Source organism: Arthrobacter sp. B6 (assembly GCF_001663775.1).
Classification (GTDB): domain Bacteria; phylum Actinomycetota; class Actinomycetes; order Actinomycetales; family Micrococcaceae; genus Arthrobacter.
In genome coordinates this window covers 635,065-657,685 of the sequence record NZ_KV467168.1, presented here as the reverse complement: position 1 = coordinate 657,685, position 22,621 = coordinate 635,065, and the positions used below count along the sequence as shown (strand labels likewise).

At 66.5% G+C, this 22,621-nt stretch carries 21 protein-coding genes and 2 tRNA genes; 7 read left to right on the top strand and 16 right to left on the bottom strand.

Features of this window, described 5'->3' with window-relative positions; all coding sequences use genetic code 11:
* Nucleotide 1 precedes the first annotated feature (1 nt).
* The gene (locus AU175_RS02790) at nucleotides 2–745 is read left to right on the top strand and encodes an energy-coupling factor transporter transmembrane component T (RefSeq protein WP_066285647.1); all 744 of its coding nucleotides are present in this window, start codon (nucleotides 2–4) and stop codon (nucleotides 743–745) included.
* Between the two features lie 2 nt (nucleotides 746–747).
* Nucleotides 748–2,361: an ABC transporter ATP-binding protein gene (locus tag AU175_RS02785; RefSeq protein ID WP_066285645.1), complete on the top strand. Its 1,614-nt coding sequence runs from the start codon at nucleotides 748–750 to the stop codon at nucleotides 2,359–2,361.
* Nucleotides 2,362–2,373: 12 nt separating this feature from the next.
* Here the strand turns inward: AU175_RS02785 and AU175_RS02780 are convergent, their stop codons facing one another.
* Both AU175_RS02780 and AU175_RS02775 read right to left on the bottom strand, forming a co-directional pair.
* The gene (locus AU175_RS02780) at nucleotides 2,374–4,563 is read right to left on the bottom strand and encodes a 3-hydroxyacyl-CoA dehydrogenase NAD-binding domain-containing protein (protein WP_066285643.1); all 2,190 of its coding nucleotides are present in this window, start codon (nucleotides 4,561–4,563) and stop codon (nucleotides 2,374–2,376) included.
* The gene (locus AU175_RS02775) at nucleotides 4,560–5,837 is read right to left on the bottom strand and encodes a thiolase family protein (RefSeq protein ID WP_066285640.1); all 1,278 of its coding nucleotides are present in this window, start codon (nucleotides 5,835–5,837) and stop codon (nucleotides 4,560–4,562) included. The genes AU175_RS02780 and AU175_RS02775 overlap by 4 nt, the downstream gene beginning before the upstream one ends.
* A 191-nt stretch (nucleotides 5,838–6,028) precedes the next feature.
* On the opposite strand from AU175_RS02775, the gene AU175_RS02770 reads away from it, so the two are divergent.
* The 3 genes from AU175_RS02770 to AU175_RS02760 are packed head-to-tail and all read left to right on the top strand — an operon-like array spanning nucleotide 6,029 to nucleotide 9,185.
* Nucleotides 6,029–7,144 carry a hypothetical protein gene (locus AU175_RS02770; protein WP_066285639.1) on the top strand — a complete coding sequence of 372 codons (1,116 nt, stop codon included), beginning with the start codon at nucleotides 6,029–6,031 and terminating at the stop codon, nucleotides 7,142–7,144.
* Nucleotides 7,145–7,162: 18 nt separating this feature from the next.
* Complete coding sequence (locus tag AU175_RS02765) at nucleotides 7,163–8,509, top strand: sensor histidine kinase (RefSeq protein WP_197497027.1); 1,347 nt, start codon at nucleotides 7,163–7,165, stop codon at nucleotides 8,507–8,509.
* Nucleotides 8,487–9,185 (top strand): response regulator transcription factor, encoded by a 699-nt coding sequence (locus AU175_RS02760; RefSeq protein ID WP_066285633.1) that lies wholly within the window; start codon nucleotides 8,487–8,489, stop codon nucleotides 9,183–9,185. The genes AU175_RS02765 and AU175_RS02760 overlap by 23 nt, the downstream gene beginning before the upstream one ends.
* Here the strand turns inward: AU175_RS02760 and AU175_RS02755 are convergent.
* The 7 genes from AU175_RS02755 to AU175_RS02725 all read right to left on the bottom strand — a co-directional run bounded on the left by AU175_RS02755 (nucleotide 9,182) and on the right by AU175_RS02725 (nucleotide 15,758).
* On the bottom strand, nucleotides 9,182–10,513 hold the full coding sequence (locus tag AU175_RS02755) for an HRDC domain-containing protein (RefSeq protein WP_066285632.1): 1,332 nt from the start codon (nucleotides 10,511–10,513) through the stop codon (nucleotides 9,182–9,184). The genes AU175_RS02760 and AU175_RS02755 overlap by 4 nt on opposite strands.
* A gap of 42 nt (nucleotides 10,514–10,555) precedes the next feature.
* On the bottom strand, nucleotides 10,556–11,206 hold the full coding sequence (locus AU175_RS02750; RefSeq protein WP_066285631.1) for a DUF3000 domain-containing protein: 651 nt from the start codon (nucleotides 11,204–11,206) through the stop codon (nucleotides 10,556–10,558).
* A gap of 61 nt (nucleotides 11,207–11,267) precedes the next feature.
* Nucleotides 11,268–12,371, bottom strand: coding sequence for a threonine aldolase family protein (locus AU175_RS02745; RefSeq protein ID WP_066290434.1), 1,104 nt, complete (start codon nucleotides 12,369–12,371; stop codon nucleotides 11,268–11,270).
* A 30-nt stretch (nucleotides 12,372–12,401) separates the two neighbouring features.
* Nucleotides 12,402–13,172: an SDR family oxidoreductase gene (locus AU175_RS02740; protein ID WP_082978990.1), complete on the bottom strand. Its 771-nt coding sequence runs from the start codon at nucleotides 13,170–13,172 to the stop codon at nucleotides 12,402–12,404.
* Nucleotides 13,169–14,536 carry a DUF6421 family protein gene (locus AU175_RS02735; protein WP_066285628.1) on the bottom strand — a complete coding sequence of 456 codons (1,368 nt, stop codon included), beginning with the start codon at nucleotides 14,534–14,536 and terminating at the stop codon, nucleotides 13,169–13,171. The genes AU175_RS02740 and AU175_RS02735 overlap by 4 nt, the downstream gene beginning before the upstream one ends.
* Before the next feature lie 185 nt (nucleotides 14,537–14,721).
* Nucleotides 14,722–15,252 (bottom strand): peptide-methionine (R)-S-oxide reductase MsrB, encoded by a 531-nt coding sequence (gene msrB, locus AU175_RS02730; protein ID WP_082978989.1) that lies wholly within the window; start codon nucleotides 15,250–15,252, stop codon nucleotides 14,722–14,724.
* 14 nt (nucleotides 15,253–15,266) lie between these two features.
* The gene (locus AU175_RS02725) at nucleotides 15,267–15,758 is read right to left on the bottom strand and encodes a hypothetical protein (RefSeq protein ID WP_066285626.1); all 492 of its coding nucleotides are present in this window, start codon (nucleotides 15,756–15,758) and stop codon (nucleotides 15,267–15,269) included.
* Between the two features lie 122 nt (nucleotides 15,759–15,880).
* On the opposite strand from AU175_RS02725, the gene AU175_RS02720 reads away from it, so the two are divergent.
* On the top strand, nucleotides 15,881–17,155 hold the full coding sequence (locus AU175_RS02720; RefSeq protein WP_066285624.1) for an alpha/beta hydrolase family protein: 1,275 nt from the start codon (nucleotides 15,881–15,883) through the stop codon (nucleotides 17,153–17,155).
* Nucleotides 17,156–17,208: 53 nt separating this feature from the next.
* Here AU175_RS02720 and ybaK read toward each other — a convergent pair whose 3' ends face one another.
* Genes ybaK through AU175_RS02705 form a run of 3 tightly spaced genes read right to left on the bottom strand, consistent with a single transcriptional unit; the run spans nucleotide 17,209 to nucleotide 19,137 of the window.
* A complete protein-coding gene (gene ybaK, locus AU175_RS02715) occupies nucleotides 17,209–17,736 on the bottom strand; it encodes a Cys-tRNA(Pro) deacylase (RefSeq protein ID WP_066285622.1) in 528 nt (175 codons plus the stop codon).
* Nucleotides 17,737–17,753: 17 nt separating this feature from the next.
* On the bottom strand, nucleotides 17,754–18,215 hold the full coding sequence (locus AU175_RS02710; RefSeq protein ID WP_066285620.1) for a SufE family protein: 462 nt from the start codon (nucleotides 18,213–18,215) through the stop codon (nucleotides 17,754–17,756).
* Between the two features lie 10 nt (nucleotides 18,216–18,225).
* On the bottom strand, nucleotides 18,226–19,137 hold the full coding sequence (locus AU175_RS02705) for a sulfurtransferase (protein ID WP_066285619.1): 912 nt from the start codon (nucleotides 19,135–19,137) through the stop codon (nucleotides 18,226–18,228).
* 217 nt (nucleotides 19,138–19,354) lie between these two features.
* Here AU175_RS02705 and zapE point away from each other — a divergent pair, with 217 nt between their 5' ends.
* On the top strand, nucleotides 19,355–20,392 hold the full coding sequence (gene zapE / locus AU175_RS02700; RefSeq protein WP_066285617.1) for a cell division protein ZapE: 1,038 nt from the start codon (nucleotides 19,355–19,357) through the stop codon (nucleotides 20,390–20,392).
* Between the two features lie 118 nt (nucleotides 20,393–20,510).
* On the opposite strand, the gene AU175_RS02695 is transcribed toward zapE, so the two are convergent.
* From AU175_RS02695 to AU175_RS02680, 4 genes are all read right to left on the bottom strand, one after another.
* The gene (locus tag AU175_RS02695; RefSeq protein WP_066285615.1) at nucleotides 20,511–21,734 is read right to left on the bottom strand and encodes a benzoate/H(+) symporter BenE family transporter; all 1,224 of its coding nucleotides are present in this window, start codon (nucleotides 21,732–21,734) and stop codon (nucleotides 20,511–20,513) included.
* A gap of 127 nt (nucleotides 21,735–21,861) precedes the next feature.
* A complete protein-coding gene (locus AU175_RS02690) occupies nucleotides 21,862–22,134 on the bottom strand; it encodes an antitoxin (RefSeq protein WP_066290425.1) in 273 nt (90 codons plus the stop codon).
* Between the two features lie 237 nt (nucleotides 22,135–22,371).
* A tRNA-Val gene (locus AU175_RS02685) sits at nucleotides 22,372–22,443 on the bottom strand.
* A 46-nt stretch (nucleotides 22,444–22,489) separates the two neighbouring features.
* Nucleotides 22,490–22,562, bottom strand: a tRNA-Gly gene (locus AU175_RS02680).
* Nucleotides 22,563–22,621: the final 59 nt, after the last annotated feature.

Sequence of the window (22,621 nt, the reverse complement as noted above, 5' to 3'; positions counted from 1 at the left end):
GATGCGCCTCCATCCCCTGACGTCGCTGGCGGCGGCCGGCAGCACGGCTATCATGACGACGGCGGCGGCGAGCCTGCCGCTGTCCCTGGCCGTGATCGCCGCGGTGGCGGGCCTGTCGCTGGCCGGGGGAGTGGAACGCCGGATGCTGGCGGCCGCCGCAGGAATCCTGGTCCCGCTGGTTGCGTCGCTGTTCTTCCTGCATGGACTGTTCTTTCCCGAAGGTTCTGTGGTCCTGGCCCACTGGGGTCCGGCACGCGTCACCGTCGAGGGGCTCCAGTTTGCCCTCGAACGGTCCGCCCAGCTCTCCGCCGCAGTGCTGGTACTCCTGCTGTGTTCCTTCACCATCAGCGTTCCGGACCTTGTCGCCGCACTGTCCGCGCGCGGCGTCCATGCCCGGTTCGCGTTTGTGCTCGCGTCCACCCTGACACTGCTTCCGGCCATCACCACACGGCTGGCCCGGATCCGGCAGGCCCAGGAAGCCCGCGGCCTAGTGATCACCCGCGGTGTCTTCAGGCGTATGGCCGCCTTCCGGTGGCAGGCCGTCCCGCTGGTGCTGTCGCTCGTGGAAGAGGCGGGCACGCGGGCGGCAGCCCTGGAGGCCCGGGGTTTCGGCGCAACCGGGCCGCGTACCAGTTACCGTGAGGTTACGGATCCGCCGTTCCAGCGCAGGCTGCGCATGGTGCTCCTGCTCGCGGCCGCCGCGGCAGTCGCCCTCCGCCTCTGGCAGCCGACGGCGGGCGCTTGAGGATGGCCGAACGCTCCACTCCTGCGCTGGCTGCGGGAATCGAAACATTCGTTTATCCCGGCGAGACTGAACCCGTCCTCGCCGGCGTCGAACTTTCGCTTGCTGCGGGCACACTGACAGGGGTGCTCGGTGGCTCCGGAAGCGGCAAGTCAACCCTGGGGCGCCTGCTCGCCGGGTGGCTGCTTCCCGGCGCTGGAGGAGCACTTGGCGGATTCCTTGACCTTGGCGGCACGAGGCTGCTGTTCACCGGGAAGGCCGCTGATCCGCGCATTAACCCCGGCAGCTGGGGCCGCGTGGTGGGCTTTGTACCGCAGGATTCCGCTGCTGCCCTGTCCACAGTCCGCGAAACTGTCGCAGAAGAGCTGGCTTTCGGACTGGAAAACGCGGGGGTGGAGCGGGCCGTGATGGCCGATGCTGTCCGGCGGACGGCTTCACTCATCGGCCTGGCCCACCTGCTGGACAAGGCTCCCGAAACGCTTTCCGGCGGGCAGTTGCGCCGCCTGGCCATCGGCTGCGCCGTCATTTCCGGTCCCGCAGTGCTGGTCATGGACGAGCCTTTCGCCTCACTTGACCGGGCGGGAGCCGAAAGCCTCGCGGACCTGGTGCGGGACCTCGTCAAAGGCGGCACCGCCGTCGTGGTCCTGAGCCAGCGCGTCGACGGGTTGCTGCTCGACGCCGACACGTGGCTGTTGCTCACAGGCGGCACCATCGCAGTGACCGGCACGCCAGCGGAGGTGACCGCAGCCGGCGTGCTGAAAGCGGCCGGTGTCATCAGCCCGCGGCCAGCCCCCGGATCCTCCAGCGTGCCGCCCGTCCCGTGTTGCCCGGATCCCAGTGATCCGGTACTTGCTGCGCAGGTCCCTGTTGACGCAGTACCTTCCCCGCCCGCCCTCGAGCTGCGGAACGTCTCGTTCACTTACGGCCGAAGCAAGCGGCACCGCTTTTTCAGGACCGGGGCGGCGGCAGCTGCCCCGGTCCTTCACGGCCTCAGCCTGTCTGTGGGCAAAGGCGAAATCGTGGCGGTCACCGGCGCAAACGGCGCCGGGAAGTCCACGCTGCTGAGGCACCTCAACGGCCTGCTCCAACCCACGGCCGGCAGCGTCCTGGTCAATGGCAGGACCATCGGCGGGCAACCGGCCGGACGTGTGTCCGGCGAGGTGGGGCTCCTGTTCCAGCAGCCCCGGGACCAGCTGTTCGAGCGCACGGTGGAACGGGAAGTCCGCTTCGGACTGGACCGCCACCGCCGGCGGCCGGCTGCACACGGCGGCGGGACCGGGCGCCATGACGGTGCAGAGGCGACCGCCGTCCACAGCGCCCTCGCCGCCGTCGGCCTGGAGAACCACTCAGGCCGGCACCCGGCCGAACTTCCCGCGTCACACCAGCGCCTGCTGGCCCTGGCCACCGTCCTGGCCGGGCGCCCGTCCGTCCTTGCCCTGGACGAACCCACTGTTGCCCTGGACGGGCACGGACTGGCAACGCTGAACAGCGTGGTCCGGTCCGCCGCTGCGGAGGGCACCGCCGTCGTGGTGGTCACGCACGACCTCGAGTATGCGCGTTCCATCGCGCACCGGCTGGTGCACCTGGACTCCGGCCGCCTGCTGCCGCTGGCTGTTTGAGGTTAGCTGTTCTTAGCCTCTGGCCGATTCCGGGCCGGCTGACTGAGCAGAGCGGGATGCGGCGCCGGGCGGGAGGAACCGCCTGCCGTTCACCCGCTCCGAGGCGCCCACCCTGTCCAGGTACGGCGTGATGCCGCCCAGGAACATCGGCCAGCCCGCTCCGAGAATCATGCACAGGTCGATGTCCTCGGGACCAGCCACCACGCCTTCGTCCAGCATCAGGCCGATCTCCTGTGCCAGTGCGTCCTGGACGCGGTGGAGCACCTCTTCACCGGTGGACGGCGACGTGCCGAAGGACATCAGGGACAGGGTGGACTCCGGGATCTCCTGTGATCCGTCGGCGCCCGGCGCCCAGAGTGATTTCACGCCGTTGTCGATCAGCTTCTGCAGGTTGGCCGACACCGCAAAGCGGTCGCCAAAGGCGGAGTGCAGGGACTCCTGGACGTGCTGCGCCACCGGCAGGCCCACCATGGCCCCCAGCGTGAACGGGGTCATCGGCAGGCCCATGGGACGCAGGGCGTTGTCGGCGACGGCGGCGGGGGTCCCCTCGTCGAAGGCTGCCATCACTTCGCCCATCAGGCGCAGGAGGATCCGGTTCACCACGAATGCGGGGGCGTCCTTGACCAGGACTGCGGTCTTTTTCAGGCCCTTGGCGAGCTCGAAGGCGGTGGCCAGGACGGCGTCGTCGGTCTTGGGAGCCCGCACGATCTCCAGGAGCGGCATCACGGCCACGGGGTTGAAGAAGTGGAATCCTACGAGCCGCTCCGGGTGTTCGAGGTCAGCGGCCATGGCGGTCACGGACAGCGATGAGGTGTTGGTGGCGAGGATGCAGTCCGGCGAGACGATCGCCTCCACCTCTGCGAACACCTGCTTCTTGACGTTCAGTTCTTCGAAGACGGCCTCGATCACAAAGTCAGCGTCGGCAAAGGCATCCTTGGAGACTGAGCCTGACACCAGTGCCTTCGTGCGGTTGGCGGCGTCCTGGCTGATCCGGTTCTTGCCGAGCAGTTTGTCCACTTCCGCATGGACGTAGCCGACGCCCTTGTCCACGCGGGCCTGGTCGATGTCGGTCATCACCACCGGCACCTTGAGCTGCCGGGCGAACAGGAGCGCCAGCTGGCTTGCCATGAGGCCCGCGCCCACAACGCCCACCTTGGTGACCGGGCGTGCCAGCTTCCGGTCCGGGGCGCCAGCCGGGCGCTTGGACCGTTTCTGTACCAGGTCCAGGAACGCGTACACCGTTGCCCGGAATTCGTCGGTCTGCATCAGCACCGCAAGCGTGTCGCATTCAAGCTCCGCGGATTCCGTCTGCGCCATGGTGCGGTTGGCCTCGAGGATGTCCAGGACTTTAGCCGGTGCCGGGGACGCGTTGGACGTTTTGGACTCGACGAAGGTCCTCCCCGCAGTGACGGCTGCAGCCCACCTTTTGGCAGTATCGGGATCGGACGGGTCGACGGCTTTGGCACGCTCCGGGACCACCTCACCGGTGATGACCCTGGCCGCCCAGGCGAGGGACTGCTCCAGGAAGTCTGCGGGTTCGAACAGGGCGTCGGCAATGCCGAGCCGGAAAGCCTCGGGCCCGTTGAGGGTCCGGTTGTTGCTGAGCGGATTCTCAATCATCACCTTGACCGCGTTCTCCGGTCCGATCAGCCGCGGCAGGATGTATACGCCGCCCCAGCCGGGGACGAGTCCGAGGGCAGCTTCCGGGAGCGACAGCGCGCCGGCGCCGGTGGACACGGTGCGGTAGGTGGACTGAAGGGCAATCTCCAGGCCGCCGCCCAGCGCTACTCCGTTGATGAAGGCGAAGCTGGGGACGCCCAGGTTGGCCAGCGTGGCGTAAACGTGGTGCCCGAGCTGCGCCATCCACAGGCCGTGCTCGTGCTTTTCCAGGGACTTCACCGCGGACAGGTCCGCCCCGGCCACAAGGAAGTACGGCTTGCCGGTCACACCCACGCCTACGATCTCGCCGCGGGCGGCACGTTCCTTCAGTGCCTCCAGGGCAGTGCCGAGTTCCACCAGGGTGTTGGGGCCAAGGGTTGTGGGCTTGGAGTGGTCCAGGCCATTGTCCAGGGTGATCAGTGCAAATGCACCTGGGCTGGATGCGCCGGGGGAGGCCGGGAGCTCGATGTCCCGCACGTAGGAGTGCGTCACCGTTTCGTTGGGAAACAGTTCGGCAAGGGTGGTGAAATCGGCGGCGGTCATGCTGCGGCTCCTTCGATGGCGGCGTTGTCTTGCTGCAGGGTGGTGGTGCCGCTGTAGTCGGCATGATGCGGGTTTTCCCAGATGACCGTGGCGCCCATGCCCAGGCCGATGCACATGGTGGTGATGCCGTACCGCACGGAGGGATCCTCCTGGAACTGACGCGCGAGCTGGTTCATCAGCCGCACGCCGGAGGATGCCAGGGGGTGGCCCACCGCGATTGCGCCGCCGTACCGGTTGACGCGGGGATCGTCGTCGGAAATGCCGAAGTGGTCCAGGAAGCTCAGGACCTGCACGGCGAAAGCCTCGTTGATTTCGAACAGGCCGATGTCGTCAATGGTGAGTCCGGCGCTCTTCAGGGCCTTTTCGGTGGCCGGCACGGGTCCGATGCCCATCACCTCAGGTTCGACGCCGGCGTACGCGTAGCTGACCAGGCGCATCTTGACCGCAAGGCCAAGTTCCGCGGCGGCCTCGGAGGATGCGAGGAGGGCCGCGGTGGCGCCGTCGTTCAGGCCGGCGGCGTTGCCCGCAGTGACGCGGCCGTGGGCCCGGAACGGAGTGCGGAGGGCAGCCAGGTCCTCAAGTGTGGTGCCGGGCCGGGGCGGCTCATCAACACTGTTCAGGGTCCAGCCTTCCCCCGGCTTAAGGGTGGCCACCGGCACCAGGTCGGGCTGGATCTGGCCCTTGCCGTAGGCGGCGGCGAGCTTGTCCTGCGAAGCGACGGCGTAGGAGTCGGTGCGGTCCTTGGTGATGGCGGGAAAGCGGTCGTGCAGGTTCTCGGCGGTGTTGCCCATGTTGAGTGCGGCCGGGTCCACCAGCCGCTCGGACATAAAGCGCGGGTTGGGGTCCGCGCCGGAGCCCATCGGGTGGTTGCCCATGTGCTCCACGCCGCCGGCAATCACGACGTCGTAGGCGCCGAAGCCGATGCCGCTGGCCGTAGTGGTCACAGCGGTCATGGCGCCGGCGCACATGCGGTCGATGGCGAATCCGGGGACGGTTCGGGGAAGGCCGGCCAGGAGGGCCGCGGTGCGTCCCAGGGTCAGGCCCTGGTCGCCGGTCTGCGTGGTGGCCGCCACGGCCACCTCGTCCACGCGCTCGGAGGGCAGGGACGGATTGCGGCGAAGGAGTTCGCGTATGCATTTGACCATCAGGTCGTCGGCGCGCGTTCCGGCGTAAATGCCTTTGTCGCCGGCCCGGCCGAAGGGGGTGCGGACGCCGTCTACAAAAACGACGTCGCGGACTGTTCGCGGATTTCCGCTGCTTCCGTGCTGGCTCACGTATAACTCCTCATCGAGACGTTGGCGCCGGTCAGGGGCCAAGGGGCAGCACTGGACCGGACGGCAGTGCACATTATGTTACTCGTGAGTAACTTAGTGTGCAAGGACGTAATGCAGACTCCCCCGGACGGGGGATACGAACCACCCTTTCCGGGGAGCAACGGTGCCGCCCGGGACGGAATGGTGGAACCATGACTACAAACAACAAAGCCCAAGCTATCCTGTCGCCGCTGTTGCCAACAGCCCGTCGCAGCCTCCTGGCACCGTGTATCGCTGTCCTCGCCATTGCCTATGGCGTCACTGGTGCCGCTTGGGGAATTTCCGGTAATCCGTTCCCCGTGGCCGATGCCGACGCCTATTCCACCTCGATCCTCTTTGGCGCACCCCAGGCGGCAGTTGGCTGGGGGCTTGTGGTGCTCGCCGGGGCTGCGGCCCTGCTGGCCACCGTCACTGCCACCGGGGACAGGATGAACAACCCGCCGGCAGGCCTGAGGGCAGCCGTGGCAGTCATGGCAGCCACCATGTGCCTCGTCGCCCTGGTTCTCGTTGGTGACGCCCGCCTGCTCACCGTCCTCGGATACATCCCGGTGATCCTGGCAACGGTCTCCTACGACCCGCAGATCCAGGAAGCCATGCCAAGGCTGGTGGACGCGTCGCTGCTGAACCTGTTGGCATTGGCCGCGGGTGCGGTCCTCTGGGTGGCTTTGGCTGTGGCGGTGGACCGCGTTTACCGTGGAGCCTGCCGGCGCTGTGGCCGGGATGAGGCCGCCGTCCATGGACTGTTTAGCGCGGCCGCTGCCGCGCGCTGGGGCCGGGCGGCGGTACTGATTGCGGTGGTGGTTCCCCTGGTTTACGCCGTGACCAGAATCTGCTGGGCCTTTGGATTCCCTTTGGGCGTGGATCCTGCAATCCAGGAGGATATGGTGTCCCGTGGCATGGATACGAGCGCCCTGGGCCTTGGCGGGATGGCCCTCGCAGGCGCCGTGCTCACCATGGGCCTCGTGCAGCGATGGGGTGAAGTCTTTCCCCGGTGGGTTCCGGGCCTCGCCGGCAAACGCGTACCGATCAGCCTCGCCGTCATTCCCGCCACCTCCGTTGCGATAGCGGTCATTCCTGCTTCCGTGACGATGATCATGATGGCAGGAATGCCATCCGGTGGAATTGTTCCTGCGTTCAGCCCCACCAACTGGGCTCCGTTCGGGCCGGCATTCCTGTGGCCGTTGTGGGGCGTTGCCCTGGCTGCTGCCGCTCTGGCCTACTACCTTCGCCGCCGGGGCACATGCCGTGACTGCCACCGCAACGGCTGATAGGGAACAATGTTGACCGTGACTGTCACAGAGTCGGGATGGGGACGGCTGGCCGCGGCAACGCGTACGGCCGTTTTCCTCATGATCGGCGGACTGCTGGCTGTTCCGTACGCCGCAGTGGTGAGATGGATAGTGCAGCTGTGGAGGTTCGCCGGCGACAATCCGCTGGCGGTGCCGAGCGGACTGGCAATCGGGGCGGGCCTGCTGGCTGTTCCGGCGACCCTGAAGGTCATGCGCACCCTGGAGCGGACAGCGGCCAATGAACTGTTGCGAACCGCCCTGGCCGAACCGGCCGGGCCCGCCCGGCTTGGCGACATCGCCCGCGGTTCCGCCTGGTTCCTGATCCACCTGTCAGCGGGGGCGCTCGCCGTGGCGGTGCTCGTCTTTGTGATTCCCGTCCTGGCTGTCTTCGCCATAGCTCCTCTGGCCGGAGGGATGGCTGTGGCCGGTCCGCTCGCGTCCCAGTTCCTGCCGGGTACTGATCCTGCTGCCGCCGTCTGGGTCCTGCTCGGTGCCTGTGCAGGCACCGTGACACTTCTCATCGGTGTCGCCAGCCAATTGCGCACCTGGGCGGTGCTGCTCCTGGGTCCGTCGGAGCTGGAGAAACTGGCCATAGCCGAACGCCGGTCGATTGAACTTGCGCGGCGCAATGAGCTCGCACGCGAACTCCACGACTCGGTTGGGCATGCCCTGACCGTGACCACCCTCCAGGCCGCTGCCGCCCATCGGCTGGTTGCGACGGACCCCGCCAAAGCAGCGGAGGCCATGGCGGCTGTGGAGGACGTCGGGCGTGCCGCCCTGGAAGAACTGGACGACGTACTTGGCGTGCTGCGGGCACCTGCGGACCCTGAGCAAATCCCGGGATGGGCCGTTCGCGGGCATGGACCCGACCAAGGGCTGCCGGTCCCGGCGCTCCGGTCGATTTCACGTCCGCTGGCAGAGCTGCAGGAACTGGTGGACCAACACCGTTCTGCAGGGTTTCCTGCCCGGCTGCATCTTGCCGGCGACACTGGGGCCGTGCCGGCAGTGCTTGCCCGCGAGGCGTATCGCATCATCCAGGAAGGCCTGGCAAACGCGCTGAAGCACGGAAACGGGTCGACCTGTGACGTGGCGGTGTCCGTGTCCGGCGGGCGGGACTCCGGTTTGCTTGAAATCGGCATCAGCAATGCGGTGTCGGCCAGCAACGCCGAACCGGGCAAGCAGGCCAAGAGGACCAGGCAAGGCGGGCACGGGCTTGCCGGCCTGCAGGAACGGGCGGTGCTCCTGGGCGGCACGATCCGATCCGGTGCATCGGATGGCGTGTGGCAGCTGACTGCAGAACTCCCATGGAAAGGACAGGGATATGATCACGCTGCTGATCGTTGATGACGAGCCACTGGTCCGCTCCGGGCTGCGGGCCATTTTCGAAGGAACAGCGGATCTTGCGGTTGTCGGTGAGGGCAATGATGGCGCGGAAGTCCCATCCCTGGTCGCGCGGCTGCGGCCGGACGTGGTGCTGATGGATGTCCGGATGCCGTTGGTGGACGGCATCCAGGCCACCCGCAACCTGTTGGGCGACGGCACCCGCATGCCCGCACCCAAGGTCCTGGTGCTGACCACGTTCGGCAGTGACGACTATGTGTACGAGGCGCTCAGGCACGGCGCGGCAGGCTTTCTGCTGAAGCGCTCACGGCCGGAGGAAATCATCCAGGCTGTGCGGACTGTGGCAGCCGGAGACAGTGTGGTGTTCCCTGAAGCGGTCAGGCAGCTCGCCGGACCGGGTCACAAAGGATCCGCGGGCCGGGTGATGGAGGGCCTCAGCGCCAGGGAGAAGGATGTGTTGGGAGAACTTGCCGCAGGGCGGAACAACGCCGAGATTGCATCCGCATTGTACTTGAGCCCGGAAACGGTCAAGACCCACATTGCCTCAGTGCTTGCCAAGCTGCAGGTGCGCGACCGTACGCAGGCGGTGATCCTGGCGTATGAGACAGGCTTCATCAGGCCCGGGGCCCATCCGGCCGGCCATGCGGCTGCGCGCCGCCACGGCCGGCGGCAGGCCTAGGATTCGGCTGCCGCGGCTGTCCTCGGTTCCTTGGGCGGCAAGGGCTGGGGATTGAGGAATGCCGCCGTGATGAGTGGACCGGCCAGTCCCACCTGCCATTCGCGGGCACCAAGCGCCCGGAGTTCCCCTGCAACCGACTCTTCGCTGATGTCTGCGGGCGGACGCCACGCAATGCGGCGCAGGAAGTCCGGCGTCAGCAGGTTCTCCAGCGGAAGGTTCCTTTCCTCGGCCTTTTCCTGCAGGAGTGGCCGCGCCGTGGCCAGCCGCGCGGCAGCCTCCGGATCCCGGTCGGCCCAGACGCGGGGCGGCGGCGGGGCGTTGGTGGGCAGGTGCAGCGGGGGCAGGTCGGCGAGGTCCCGGGCAGCAGCGATGCAGCGGAGCCAGCGCGGGGCCTCCCGCTGGGCAGCCCTGCCATGGAAACCTTTGGTTCCGAGCAGCTGGGGAACGGTGGAAGGCATGGCTTTCGCGGCCGCCACCAGGGCGGAATCCGGAAGGAGCCTGCCCGGCGCCACGTCACGCTTCTGCGCCAGCGAATCGCGCTCGAGCCACAGCTCGCGGACGGCCGCGAGCTGTCGCCGGTCGCGGATCTGGTGCAGTCCGGAGGTCTTGCGCCACGGGTCAACCCGCGGCGGGGCAACACCGGCAGCAAGGATGGCCGCGAATTCCTGCTCGGCGTATTCGAGCTTTCCGTCCGCCTCCAGCAGTTCGATGAGTTCCTCACGCAGTTCGGTGAGCACTTCCACGTCCAGCGCCGCGTAGCGCAGCCAGGGTTCCGGCAGTGGGCGCGTGGACCAGTCGGCGGCGGAATGCTCTTTGGCCAGGCCGAACCCCAGCAGCTGCTCGATTACTGCTGCCAGGCCGACGCGGGGGAGCCCGGCCAGCCGTGCAGCCAGTTCCGTGTCAAAGAGCCGGTCCGGCCACATGCCCAGCTCTGACAGGCATGGCAGGTCCTGGCTGGCCGCGTGCAGGATCCATTCCACCCCCTGGAGGGCGTCGTTGAGGATGTCAAGGTTTTCGAAGGGCTCGGGATCGATCAGCCAGGTGCCCGAGCCTTCGCGCCGGATCTGGACCAGGAAGGCACGCTGTCCGTACCGGAAGCCGGAGGCGCGCTCTGCGTCCACCCCTGCAGGTCCGGTTCCTGCCGCGATGGCGGCGGCGCAGCGCTCCAGCCCGGACTGGGTCTCGATCACCAGGGGTACGCCGTCGCGCGGTGCGTCGAGGTCGATGACCACGGGGATGGGGCTGTCGAAGCCGTCCACCGTGATGTGGGGAGTGGTGTCAGCAGCCGGAGCGCCGGCTGTGGTGTTATCCGGAATGTGAGGGGTCATGGTGCCTTCAGTTTACCGACAAGGTGGTGGTGGGCTTCCGGACTAGTTCCGGCGCCGGTTCGGCAGGGCCGAGACGCCGTCGGGGAGCGGGGGCAGGCCGGCAAAGGTGCAGACCATGTCAGACCACGCTTCCAGGTGTGCCGTGACGTCAGAGGAGGCAGGCGTCCAGGACGCACGCAGTTCGATGTCGATCGATCCTGGCCTGTCGGCGAGGGTTCCGAAGCTCTCCGAGAGGACGCGGGTGGCGGTGCCGCCGGCGGAACGGTAGGGGGCTTTGTGGTTTTCCAGGGCCTCCACGAGCCAGGTCCAGGCCACGGTGCCCAGCATTTCATCGTTGCCCATTTCCGGTTCCAGCTGTGCCCGGATGTAGGTCACGATCCGGAATTCCCCGTCCCAGACGGCCGAGCCGTCGGGATCGTGCAGGAGAATGAACCGGCCGGTGGCGAGCTCCGTGTCCTCATCGTCTTCCGTCCCGGACGCGGCAGCGAGGGCCATCGCCGCCGGCCCGTGGACGGGAGCGGTGGCGCCGGCGGGGCCGGAGGCCATGACCTCCGCACCCAGCGCCACGGCGAAGGGCGCCAGGCGGGCCGGGGCCGGAATCTCGGCAAGGCGCAGTTCGCTGCGGCATTGTGCTTTCCTGAGGGTTCCCAAGGCGTAGAGAAACTCCGGGGGAACCTGGGCGAGTGCGTTCACCTTCGCAGGTTACGCAACCGCGGCGGACAGGCAACGCAGGCTCGCCGTCGGCCGCCTTTTGCTAGGTGGCACTGCCGGCGTTGTAGACGGCCAGCTCCCGGCGGATCGCGGCCACAAAGTCATCAACGTCCTCCTCGCTCGTATCGAATGAGCACATCCAACGGACTTCCCGGGCCGCTTCGTTCCAGTCGTAGAAACGGAAGGATTCCCGAAGCCTGTCCGCTACGCCCTCCGGCAGGACGGCGAACACTCCGTTGGATTCAGTTTTCTGGGTGGGCTGCACGCCCTCGATCGTGTCCACCGCCGCGCGCAGGCGGGCGGCCATGGCGTTGGCGTGGGAAGCCGAACGTAGCCAAAGGCCATCCTCCAGCAGCGCGATGAACTGCGCGGACATAAACCGCATCTTCGACGCCAGCTGCATGTTCATTTTGCGCAGGTAGACCAGTCCGTGGGCAGCTTCGGGGTTCAGTGCCACGACTACCTCCCCGAAAAGCAGTCCGTTCTTGGTGCCGCCGAAGGACAGGATGTCCACGCCGGCATCACGCGTGAACGCCCGCAGCGGCACCTGCAGGTGGGCCGCCGCGTTGGCCAGCCGTGCGCCGTCCATGTGGAGTTTCATTCCCCGTGCGTGGGCGTGGTCGGCGATGGCCCGGACTTCGGCGGGCGTGTAGCACGTGCCCAGTTCGGTGGTCTGGGTGATGGAGACGGCCAGCGGCTGGGCGCGGTGCTCGTCGCCCCAGCCCCACGCCTCGCGGTCGATGAGCTCCGGTGTCAGTTTTCCGTCCGGGGTGGGGACGTGGAGGAGCTTGATCCCGCCGACCCTTTCGGGGGCGCCGTTCTCATCCATGTTGATGTGGGCGGTGGAGGCGCAGACTACGGCGCCCCAGCGGGGCAGCAGCGACTGGAGGGACAGCACGTTGGCACCGGTTCCATTGAACACCGGAAAGCTTTCGATGCCGGTCCCAAAATGGTCCTCCAAAAGTTCCTGGAGCCGCGCTGTGTAGTCGTCCTCTCCGTAGGAGACCTGGTGGCCGTCGTTGGCTGCGGCGAGGGCATGAAGGACCTCCGGGTGGACTCCCGAGTAGTTGTCCGATGCGAACCCGCGGACGGACGGGTCATGGAGGCGGCCGGCGGTATGCGTGCCCGGGTCGGCGGTGGTTGTCATGGCTTTGTTCACGCTTTCAGTCTAGGGAGGTCAGGGGGCCAGCAGCAGCCTGCGGCCGTTCAGTTCGGGTGCCGGGCGACTGAACAGGCCAACGACGGCGGCACCCAGGTCTTCGACGTCGGTGGCACCGGGAAACATCCGTTCCGGATGCTGCCTGCGCAGGTCCGCATCAACCAGTGCTTTGACCACAAACACGACGGCGGCACCCGCCGGGGCGGCACTTGAGCCTCCAGTGCTGGGCGCGCTGCGGCTGAAGCCATCCGCCATGGCCATGGTCCAGGTCTCGGCGGCAGCTTTCGCAGCCACGTAGCTGGCCGCAGCCGCCGTCGGCTTGCTGACGGCCGTGGACGAGACCATGGCAAACCTGCCGGTTCCGGAGGCGGCGAGGTCGTCGAAGAAGACCCGGGACACATTCCGCAGCGTGGTGATGGCGCCGCGCTGCAAAAAGTCCCAGTCGGCGTCGCTCTGATCTGCAATTCCTTGTGCACCGCGCCAGCCGCCCACCAGGTGGATGACGGCATCCATCCGCCCGGCGGCGGCCGCGAGTGTCTCCCGGAGGCTGTGGACAGCAGCGAGGTCGGCGAGGTCGCACACGAGCGGTGTGACGCCGTCGCCCGCCTTCGCTGCCGCCGCTTCGATGCGGGCCGGGTCCGAACCGGAGGTAAAGACCCGGTGGCCTGCGCGCCGGAGCGCCCCCGCCACGGCGACGCCGGAGGCGCCACTGCCACCGGTGACCAGGACGTTCAGCACAGCTGCACCGTTCGGGGCGCCCGCAGTACTCGCGGCGTCGGCTGCACTCACAGGGCGGACCTGCCGGTGATGCCGGCGGTGGATTCGATGACCGGGCGCATTTTCTTCTCCAGGGCTTCGTAGAACATGGAAAGCGGGAATTCGTCGTCCAGCACCTGGTCCGTCAGTCCGCGCGGAGGCCCGGCAAGCGGAAGGGCATCCGGTCCCTTGGCCCAGACCGAAGCCGGGTTGGGGGTGACCGTACCGGAAATCAGCTGGTACGCGGCGAGCCAGTGGGCCATCTTGGGCCGGTCGATGGAGCGCCAGTACAGCTCGTCGATCCTGGCACCGAGGGCGATCACCGCTTCGGACACCTGGTCCCAGTCGATGCTGAGCCTGCTGTCCGTCCAGTGGAGCACGTGCTGCTGGTGCAGCCAGGCGAACAGCAGCTGGCCGCCCAGGCCGTCGTAATTGCGGACCCGGCTGCCGGTTATGGCGAAGCGGAAGATCCGGTCGAAGATGATGGCGTACTGGACCAGTTTCGCGTGCCGACGGGCCTCAGGGACTGCAGCCTCGTCCTTTTCAATCCGGACTGATTCGCGGAACGCCGTGAGGTCGCAGCGGAGCTCCTCCAGTGAGTAGAGGAAGAACGGCATGCGCTGTTTGATCATGAACGGGTCAAATGGCAGGTCGCCGCGCATGTGGGTCCGGTCGTGGATCAGGTCCCACATCACGAAGGTCGCTTCGGTCAGTTCCTGGTCCTCAAGGAGCTCGGCGGCGCCTGCCGGCAGTTCAAGGGACGTGATGTCGGCGGCCGCGCGCAGGACGCGGCGGAACCGGGCTGCCTCGCGGTCTGCAAAAATGCAACCCCACGTGAAGGTCGGTGTCTGGCGGACGGCCACGGTCTCGGGGAACAGGACCGCGGAGTTGGTGTCGTATCCCGCCGTGAAGTCCAGGAAGCGGATGGGCACAAAGAGCCGGTTGGAGTAGTCCCCGGCCTCCAGTGCGGCGATGAATTCGGGCCAGATGACTTCAATCAGCACCGCTTCCACCAGCCGGCTGCTGCTGCCGTTCTGGGTGTACATGGGGAAGACCACCAAGTGCTGGAGGCCGTCCTGGCGCTGCTCCTGTGGCTGGAAGGACAGGAGCGATGCCAGGAAGTCCGGAACGCCGAACCCTGCGTCGGCCCAGGCCCGGAAGTCGGCAGTGGCTGCCGCGAGGTAGGCGGCGTCGTGCGGGAACAGGGGCGCCAGCTCCTCGATGGATTCAACGATCGCTGCGACATGGTCCGCCGCTTCCTGGTGCCCGTTGTGGTCGGGGATTGACCCGTCCTGGGCCTGGAGCAGCTGGAGTGACGAGGCAGCAGCCTTGAGCCGAAGCCAGCCCGGATTGTCGGCCGAAATCCTGGCGGGGGCAATGATCATCGTTTCGGTCATTGGAGGCTGCCTTTCTGGTTGCTTGAGCTTCTACGGCGAGCGTAGCAAGCAACCAGAGTTCCTAACTCAAAATGTGGCTAAGCATAAGGAACTCTCAATCTCAGGGTCGGCCACACCACCTCCAGCTCCAGCGCGGGTGGGGCTGGCCTGGTCAATGCACGGCCTGTTCAGGAGCCCGTCGGACGTCAGTCCTGCCCGTCCTGCTCCTGGCCGCCCTGCTGTCCCCCGGACTCCTGGTCCTCCCGCGGCACCAGCTTCAGCGAGACAGAGTTAATGCAGAAGCGCTGGTCGGTTGGCGTGGCATAGCCTTCGCCTTCGAAAACATGTCCCAGATGCGAGTCGCAGGTGGCGCAGCGCACTTCGATGCGCTCCATGCCCAGGGTCCGGTCGTGGATATAGCGGACGGTGCCCTCCGCCAGCGGTGCCCAGAAAGACGGCCAGCCGCAATGCGAATCGAACTTCTCGTTGCTGGTGAAAAGTTCTGTACCGCAGGCCCGGCACTGGTAGACGCCGGCTGTGTGGGTGTCCCAGTATTCGCCGGTGTACGGCCGCTCGGTGCCCGCCTGGCGGAGCACATGGTATTCCTCGGGGCTGAGTTCCTGCCGCCACTCAGCGTCCGATTTAAGGCTCGTGCCGGCAGGATGGTCCGCGGGCAGGGCGTCCCGGACGGAATCTGTTGCCTTGCTGCCAAAACTTTTGTTTCCGAAGATGCTCATGGCCTGTTCAACGCTTAGGAGTCACCGATAAATCCCGAGCCTGCATAGAGGTGCAGGACGGGAATACCCAACTGGTCCTGGGCCTTGCTGGCCCAGTCAGTGTGGAACGTGTCTGATACGGCATGCGGGCGGGTGACCACTACGGCCTGCGTCGCCCCGAGTTCCTTAACCTTGGCAACCAGCCCATTAACGGCTCCACCGTCAACCACCTCACCGGTCACGCCGGAGCCGAGCCCCTTAAGGGCGCCAAGCGACACCGTGAGTGTCTCCGCCGCCTCGGCCCGTTCAGCCGAAGGATCCGGAGCATGGCTGGTCAGCTCCCGGAATGCCTTGGAAATTTCCAGCAGCGAAAGATGCTCCAGGAAATCCACCAGGAGGTGCCGTTCCGTATTGGCCGGCACCAGCAGCACCAGGCGCGCATCGGCCCCGTTCACCAGCCGCTCTATGTTGACGCGGTCGTCCGCGCCCAGGGGTTCTTCGGTCAGGATGACGATGGGATCGCTCATGCCATCAGCCTAGTCCTGTGCATGTGCTGCTGCATCCATTTGCCCCGGCGGGCCCCGCCATGCGCTGCCGGGCGAGAGCGGCGGAATATGGCCGACGGGCCAATGGCAGTAAGAATGGACCCATGGCTTCTTCTACACGGACCCCTGCTCCAATGGCCGCCGTTGCCCCCGCTGCCGACGCCGGAATGTCGCTGCGTGCCAAGTGGACTATCGGCGGCGTCATCGGTGGCGGTGCCTTGGCCGGGCTGCTCGCCACGGGTTCGTCGGCCCTGGCCCTGTACTTCGCGCGCCGGGTGATCACGCCCGCACCACGGAGGTTGGCGGACCAGGAAGTGCTGGCGGTGATCCGTGATGGCCAGGGCCAGCAGGTCATTTTCGCGGCCAACGCGGACACCACGGTGGACGGGGTGTACGGATTCTTTTTTGACGGCGGCAAGGGCCACGCCCGCATTGGCCGCATCGTGTCGTACTCACCCGCAGAGCGCACCGTCCTCCGGGAAGTCGAGGCTGTCTACAGCGGTGACATCAACACTGCCCACCGTGGCTGGTGGAGCGGAGCAGTCCATCCGGACCCCGCCGCCGTCGGCCTCCCGTCTGAGGACGTCCTGATTGAGGTCGACGGCGGCCACGCACCGGCGTGGCTGGTGCGGGCAGGCGGCACATCGCGCACGTGGGCGGTGATGGTCCACGGCAGGGGAGCCACCCGCCAGGAGGCCCTGCGCGCCGTCGGTCCGGCTCTGGAACTGGGGCTGACCAGCCTGCTGGTGTCCTACCGCAACGACGGCCTGGCCCCTTCGGCACACGACGGACGCTACGGCCTGGGATCCACTGAATGGCGTGACATCGAAGCGGCCATTGAGTATGCACTGGCGAACGGGGCCGAGGAGATCGTCCTCTTCGGCTGGTCCATGGGAGGCGCCATCTGCCTGCAGACGGCGGACCTGTCCAGGTACCGCCACCTGATCCGGGCCATGGTCCTGGACGCCCCCGTCATCAACTGGGTCAACGTCCTGGCACACCATGCACAGATCAACAGGATCCCGTCCCTGGTGGGACGCTACGGCCAGCTGATGCTGGGCCACCCGCTGGGGCGCCGGCTCACGGGCCTGTCGGCACCGGTTGACCTAAAGGCGATGGACTGGGTGGCGAGGGCTGTTGAACTGCGCACGCCTACCCTGATTGTGCACAGCGTGGACGACGAATACGTGCCCTATGAACCGTCTGCGTTGCTGGCCGAGCGAAACCCGGAAATGGTCACCTTCGAAACGTTCAACCACGCCCGGCACACGAAGGAATGGAACGTGGATCCCGCCCGCTGGGAGCGGGTGGTCAAAGCGTGGTTGCGGCAGCAGCTGGCGCCGAGGGTGAATCCCGGCCAGACCGGGGTTGCCGGGTAGCCCAACTAAGTAGCAGCAGATGTCGTTTCGAGGGGTCTAAACGACATCTGCTGCTACTTAGTTGGGGGAGGGAAGGACGCTTCCCAGGCTTTGACAGTTCCGATCGGGGCCGTGATGGCGGACGTCAGGCGGATGAGGTCCGCGGGCGCCAGTTCGATGTCCAGTCCGCGCCGTCCGCCGGAAACCAGCATGGTCTCCAGGGCAACGGCACTGCCGTCAATGACCGTAAGTGACGCCTGCCGCTGGCCCAGCGGCGAGATACCGCCGAGCACGTAGCCGGTGCGGCGTTCGGCCGCCTTGGGATCCGCCATGGTGGCCTTCTTCGCATCAAGGGCGGCTGCGAACGCCTTCAGGTCAAGGCTTCCGCTGACGGGCACCACTCCCACCGCCAGCCTGCCTTCCACCTCCACCATCAGAGTCTTGAAAACCCTCGCCGGGTCAATGCCCAAGGCTTCGGCGGCTTCGGTGCCATAGCTGGCAGCGGACGGATCATGGGTGTACGGGTGCAGCACAAAGGGAACGCCGGCCGCCGTCAGTACCGCGGTGGCCGGCGTTCCCTGGGAAGTACCTTTGCGCCCCATAAACCTGAGCTGGCTGCCTAGCTGAGCTGCCGGGACGAGGCGGCGACCTTGCGCTTGATGCGGCCCAGCATGGCGGTCATGCCGCGCATCCGCAACGGCGTGATGGCCCGGGTGAGCCCCAGCAGTTCAGGCATGTCGTCGGGGACTGCCAGGATATCCTCCGCGCTGAGCCCGTCGAGCCCCTCGTGGAGCACCCCGGCGAAACCCCGTGTGGTGGGGGCTTCCGGCGGCGCCTTGAAGTAGAGCCGTACAGCGTCGGCGGTGCCGGCGTCGTTCTTTTCCGTCTCGATGGTCAGGAACAGCGGCGACTGGCATTCCACCACCTGCTCCAGGAGCTCGGGGTGGTTCTTCAGCCGGTCCGGCAATTCCGGGAGTTCCCGCGAGAACTCGAGCAGCAGCTGCAGCCGCTCGGGCTCCGTGAGTGCCTGGAAGTCGTCCACTATTTCCGCCAGCGAGGCGGGCAGGTGTTGAGTAGTCATCTACTCCAGCTTACGCCGGGACGGAGCCGCGCTCCGCACCCTTGACGATGGGGACGCGGACGGCGTTGCCCCACTCTGTCCAGGACCCGTCGTAGTTGCGGACGGTGTCAAAGCCCAGCAGGTACTTCAGGGCGAACCAGGTGTGGCTGGAACGCTCGCCGATCCGGCAGTAGGCGACGACGTCATCGCCTTCGCTGAGACCGGCCTCGCCGAGGTAGAGGGCTTCGAGCTCATCGCGGCTGCGGTACGTTCCGTCCGCCGCGGCGGCGCGCGCCCAGGGAATGGATGCCGCCGTCGGGATGTGGCCGCCACGGAGGGCGCCCTCCTCTGGGTAGGCGGGCATGTGGGTGCGCTGTCCGGTGTATTCCTCGGGGGAACGGACGTCGATCAGCGGCTTTCCGAGGTGTGCCAGGACGTCCTCTTTGAAGGCGCGGATGGGGGCGTCGTTGCGTTCCACCACAGGGTAGTCGCCCGCAACTGGAGCGGACGTCTCCGTGGTCAGGGCCCTGCCCTCGGCGATCCATTTGTCGCGGCCGCCGTCCAGCAGGCGGACGTCCTCGTGGCCGAACAGGGTGAAGACCCACAGGGCGTAGGCTGCCCACCAGTTGGACTTGTCCCCGTAAATGACCACGGTGCTGTCGCGGGAGATGCCTTTGGAGGCAGCCAGGGCGGCAAAGGCAGTGCCGTCAACGTAGTCACGGGTTACCTCGTCGTTGAGGTCGGTGTGCCAGTCGATCTTGACGGATCCGGGGATGTGGCCCGTCTCATAGAGCAGGACGTCCTCATCGGACTCGACGACCACCAGCTTTCCGTCGGCGACGGCGCCGCTTTCAAGCGCGGCGGCGAGCCATTCGGTGGAAACCAGTCGCTCGGGGCGGGCGTAGGCTGCGAACTTCTCGTTCTGTTCAACTGGGTAGGACAAGGTGATGGCCTTTCATTGAAACGTATGGCGGACCTGCAGGAGGATGCTGGAACCTGCTCCAACACTAGCCACGGTGGCGGGCGAAATCCGCTGTTCAGTTAACAGAGGGAAATATGGCCTTCGTCACCCTCTGTTGCGGACCCGTGCTTAGGCGGGGAAGCCCTGCCCCATTGCCGGTATTCTTTCTGGGGACAACCCACCAGCAGAACGGACCACCTTGGTACAGATCGAACAGCTTGCCGCCCGCACTCCGGCAGTATCGGTGGATGAGCTCCTTAAGGGCTTTTATCCGTCGCCGCGGTTCGGCCAGGTTTCCTTCGCCAGCTACCGTCCCGACCCCAAGCAGCCCAGCCAGGCCCACGCCGTCCGGGAATTGGAAGGCTTTGCGCAGGGAGTCGGCGCCAATGATGGCGGCGGGTTGTTCAAGAAGCTTTTTGCCAAGAAGGACACGTCCCGCGCCGGCATCTACCTTGACGGCGGCTTCGGCGTCGGAAAGACCCACCTGCTGGCTTCGCTGTGGCACGCCGCGCCGGGACCGAAGGCATTTGGCACCTTTGTGGAATACACCAACCTGGTGGGTGCGCTCTCGTTCCGGAAAACGGTGGAGGCCCTCAGCCACTACAAGCTGGTGTGCATCGACGAGTTTGAGCTCGATGATCCAGGCGACACCGTCCTGATGTCCAGGCTGATGCGTGAACTGGCCGACGCCGGCGTCAAACTGGCTGCAACGTCCAACACCCTTCCGGGCTCGCTGGGCGACGGCCGCTTCGCCGCCGTCGACTTCCAGCGTGAGATCCAGGTGCTGGCGGACCAGTTTGACGTCATTCGGATCGACGGCGAGGATTTCCGCCACCGTGGCCTGCCCACGCCGCCGGCGCCGCTCAAGAACAGCGAGCTCGCCGCGCAGATGAAGGCCGAGTTCGACGGCAAGACCGTGGCGCAGGACGAATTCAGCACCCTGATAGGCCACCTTGCCGGCGTGCACCCAAGCCGCTACCGGCAGCTCATTGACGGCATCGACGGCGTGGTGTGGCGCAACGTTGAAACCATCACCGAGCAGGCAGTTGCCCTGCGGTTCGTGGTGCTGGCGGACCGGCTGTATGACAAGGACGTGCCCATCCTGGCCAGCGGGGTTCCCTTCGACAAGCTGTTCACCGACGAGATGATGCACGGCGGGTACACCAAGAAGTATTACCGGGCAGTGTCCCGCCTGACAGCACTGGCCCGGGAGGGCCAGAACCACGAGCCGTCCTAAACGGGGCAGGCCCCGCTCCTGGGCGGTCCGGCCTAAATGGGGCACTTCGACACGGACACGCCCACGAGACGTCCTGTTTCCAGAGTTTCGTCGCCCAGAGCAGCCCACGACGGCGGACTCACCCTTGGTCTTGCGTCGCCCGTTCTTTCAGAACCCAGCGGACCAGCAGGCCTGCCGCCAGCGCCCAGAAAGCAGCGCCGACGCCCGCAAAACTGAGCCCGGAGGCGGCAACCAGGAACGTGACGGACGCGGCGATCCGTTCCTGCGCCACTGCCAGCGCGGAGGACACCGAAGCCGCCAGCGTGCCTATCAGGGCCAGCCCGGCAACTGCCTCCAGCAAGCCCGGGGGAGCGGCGCTGACCACCGTGACCAGTGCGGCCGAGAACAGGGCCAGCCCCAGATAGGCCAGGCCCGAGGTAAACGCGGCGATCCAACGGCGGCTCCTGTCCCCGCCCGCTTCGTTGCCGGCTGCCAGGGCCGCGCTGAGGGCGGCGAGGTTGATGGCATGGCCGCCAAAAGGTGCACTGAGCATGGTCCCGGCGCCGGTCACCAACATGGAGGGCGCCCATGGGGTGGTGTACCCGAACGACTTCAGCACCGCGACCCCGGGGATGTTCTGCGATGCCATCGTCACGATGAAGAGCGGCAAAGCGATCCCGGCCACGGCCTGCATGCTGAAAGCCGGAACAGTCCAGACCGGCGCCGGAAGGAATCCGCCCTCAAGGTTTCCTCCGCCTCCCGTAAACAGGTGGATGGCTATCACTGCCAGGGCCACCGCCAGTGAAGCAGGCACTGACCAGCGGGGGGCGAACTTCATCATCACCAGCCAACAGATGATGACCGGAGCCACCTGTACAGGGTTGTTACCCAGCGCGGCGAAGGGCGCCAGGCACAGGGAGAGCAGCACACCGGCCAGCATGGCCTGCGCCAGGGACGTGGGAATACGCGCCAGCAGCCTGCCGAGGGCCGGGATTAGTCCGGTGAGGCCGATGAGCACCCCGGTCACCAGGAAAGCTCCGACGGCGGCCGGCCAGCCGCCGTCGACCGTTCCTGCCCCGGCCAGCAGGGCAGCCCCCGGCGTTGACCACGCGAGCGTCACCGGAACCTTCGAACGCCAGGAGAGCCAAAGCACGCTGACACCGAAAATAAGCGTGAGTGCCAGCAGGCCGGATGCTGCCTGGGCGGGGCTGGCGCCAACGGCGCGGAGACCGGCGAGGACCACTGCGAAGGATGACGTAAAGCCCACAAGTGCCGTCACAACGCCCGCCACGATTGGCTGGGAAAGTTGGCGTGACCTGTCAGGGGTGGCGCCGGGGACGACGGCTGGTGCGGGCTTTGGCATATCCGGAAGGCTACCGCCTGTGGAGCGGATGGTTAAAAGCCAGTGTTAAACGCCAAAGGCGCGGGTGCCGCCTCCCGGCGGGACCCACGCCCCCTTGACGTGCTAGGGCAAAGCCCTGGCCAAATCCTTATGGAGCCTTGTCAACCGGCGGAACCGGGTTGACCGGCGGAACGGGATTGACCGGCGGGGCCTGCTCGCTGGCAGGTGCCTGGTCCGGTGTTCCGTTCTTGTCAACGAGCTTGGAAGCGCCATTCTGGATTTTGTCGACGTGACCTGCGTACTTGCCGCCGGTCTTGGTGTCGACGAAATCGCCGGCTTTGTTGATGCCGTCCTTGATGGCCTGCTCGTTGCCATGGATAAGACCTTTAGCCTTGCCCTTAAGATCGTCAATCAGTCCCACGAGCACCTCCCTTCAATCGCGGAGCCAGTTCGCTCCTCCGCAACCGATCCTAGCCCTGTCTCCTGGAGGTTCCAAGGTGCTGTGACAAATCCTGTAAAGTCCCGGCCGGCCTGAGGAACCATGGACCGCGTTGCCTTATCAGTTTTGGTTGCCTCACCTGCTGATTGGCGACCGAAAGTGATAGGTCAAAGGGGGGAGCGGGCAACAAAAAAGCAGCTCCATGGAGAGCTGCTGCTGTGGGCGATACTGGGATCGAACCAGTGACCTCTTCCGTGTCAGGGAAGCGCGCTACCGCTGCGCCAATCGCCCGGAACCGGAAGACCGGCATTTTGGGATGTGTAACTTATCAGAAGAGAGCGGACGACGAGATTCGAACTCGCGACATCCACCTTGGCAAGGTGGTGCTCTACCAGCTGAGCTACGTCCGCGTATGAAGTACGTTCCGGCCGGGGCCGTGCGTACTGCATGAAGCAAGTTTCCTTGCTTG

What these genes read in the sequence shown, in the direction of transcription:
- AU175_RS02745 (WP_066290434.1), bottom strand. Translation starts at nt 12,371, where the DNA reads ATGACAACCACCGCCGACCCGGGCACGCATACCGCCGGCCGCCTCCAT.
- ybaK (WP_066285622.1), bottom strand. Translation starts at nt 17,736, where the DNA reads ATGGGGCGCAAAGGTACTTCCCAGGGAACGCCGGCCACCGCGGTACTG.
- AU175_RS02760 (WP_066285633.1), top strand. Translation starts at nt 8,487, where the DNA reads ATGATCACGCTGCTGATCGTTGATGACGAGCCACTGGTCCGCTCCGGG.
- AU175_RS02710 (WP_066285620.1), bottom strand. Translation starts at nt 18,215, where the DNA reads ATGACTACTCAACACCTGCCCGCCTCGCTGGCGGAAATAGTGGACGAC.
- AU175_RS02720 (WP_066285624.1), top strand. Translation starts at nt 15,881, where the DNA reads ATGGCTTCTTCTACACGGACCCCTGCTCCAATGGCCGCCGTTGCCCCC.
- AU175_RS02735 (WP_066285628.1), bottom strand. Translation starts at nt 14,536, where the DNA reads ATGACCGAAACGATGATCATTGCCCCCGCCAGGATTTCGGCCGACAAT.
- AU175_RS02780 (WP_066285643.1), bottom strand. Translation starts at nt 4,563, where the DNA reads ATGACCGCCGCCGATTTCACCACCCTTGCCGAACTGTTTCCCAACGAA.
- AU175_RS02790 (WP_066285647.1), top strand. Translation starts at nt 2, where the DNA reads ATGCGCCTCCATCCCCTGACGTCGCTGGCGGCGGCCGGCAGCACGGCT.
- AU175_RS02755 (WP_066285632.1), bottom strand. Translation starts at nt 10,513, where the DNA reads ATGACCCCTCACATTCCGGATAACACCACAGCCGGCGCTCCGGCTGCT.
- AU175_RS02725 (WP_066285626.1), bottom strand. Translation starts at nt 15,758, where the DNA reads ATGAGCGATCCCATCGTCATCCTGACCGAAGAACCCCTGGGCGCGGAC.
- msrB (WP_082978989.1), bottom strand. Translation starts at nt 15,252, where the DNA reads ATGAGCATCTTCGGAAACAAAAGTTTTGGCAGCAAGGCAACAGATTCC.
- AU175_RS02770 (WP_066285639.1), top strand. Translation starts at nt 6,029, where the DNA reads ATGACTACAAACAACAAAGCCCAAGCTATCCTGTCGCCGCTGTTGCCA.
- AU175_RS02695 (WP_066285615.1), bottom strand. Translation starts at nt 21,734, where the DNA reads ATGCCAAAGCCCGCACCAGCCGTCGTCCCCGGCGCCACCCCTGACAGG.
- AU175_RS02785 (WP_066285645.1), top strand. Translation starts at nt 748, where the DNA reads ATGGCCGAACGCTCCACTCCTGCGCTGGCTGCGGGAATCGAAACATTC.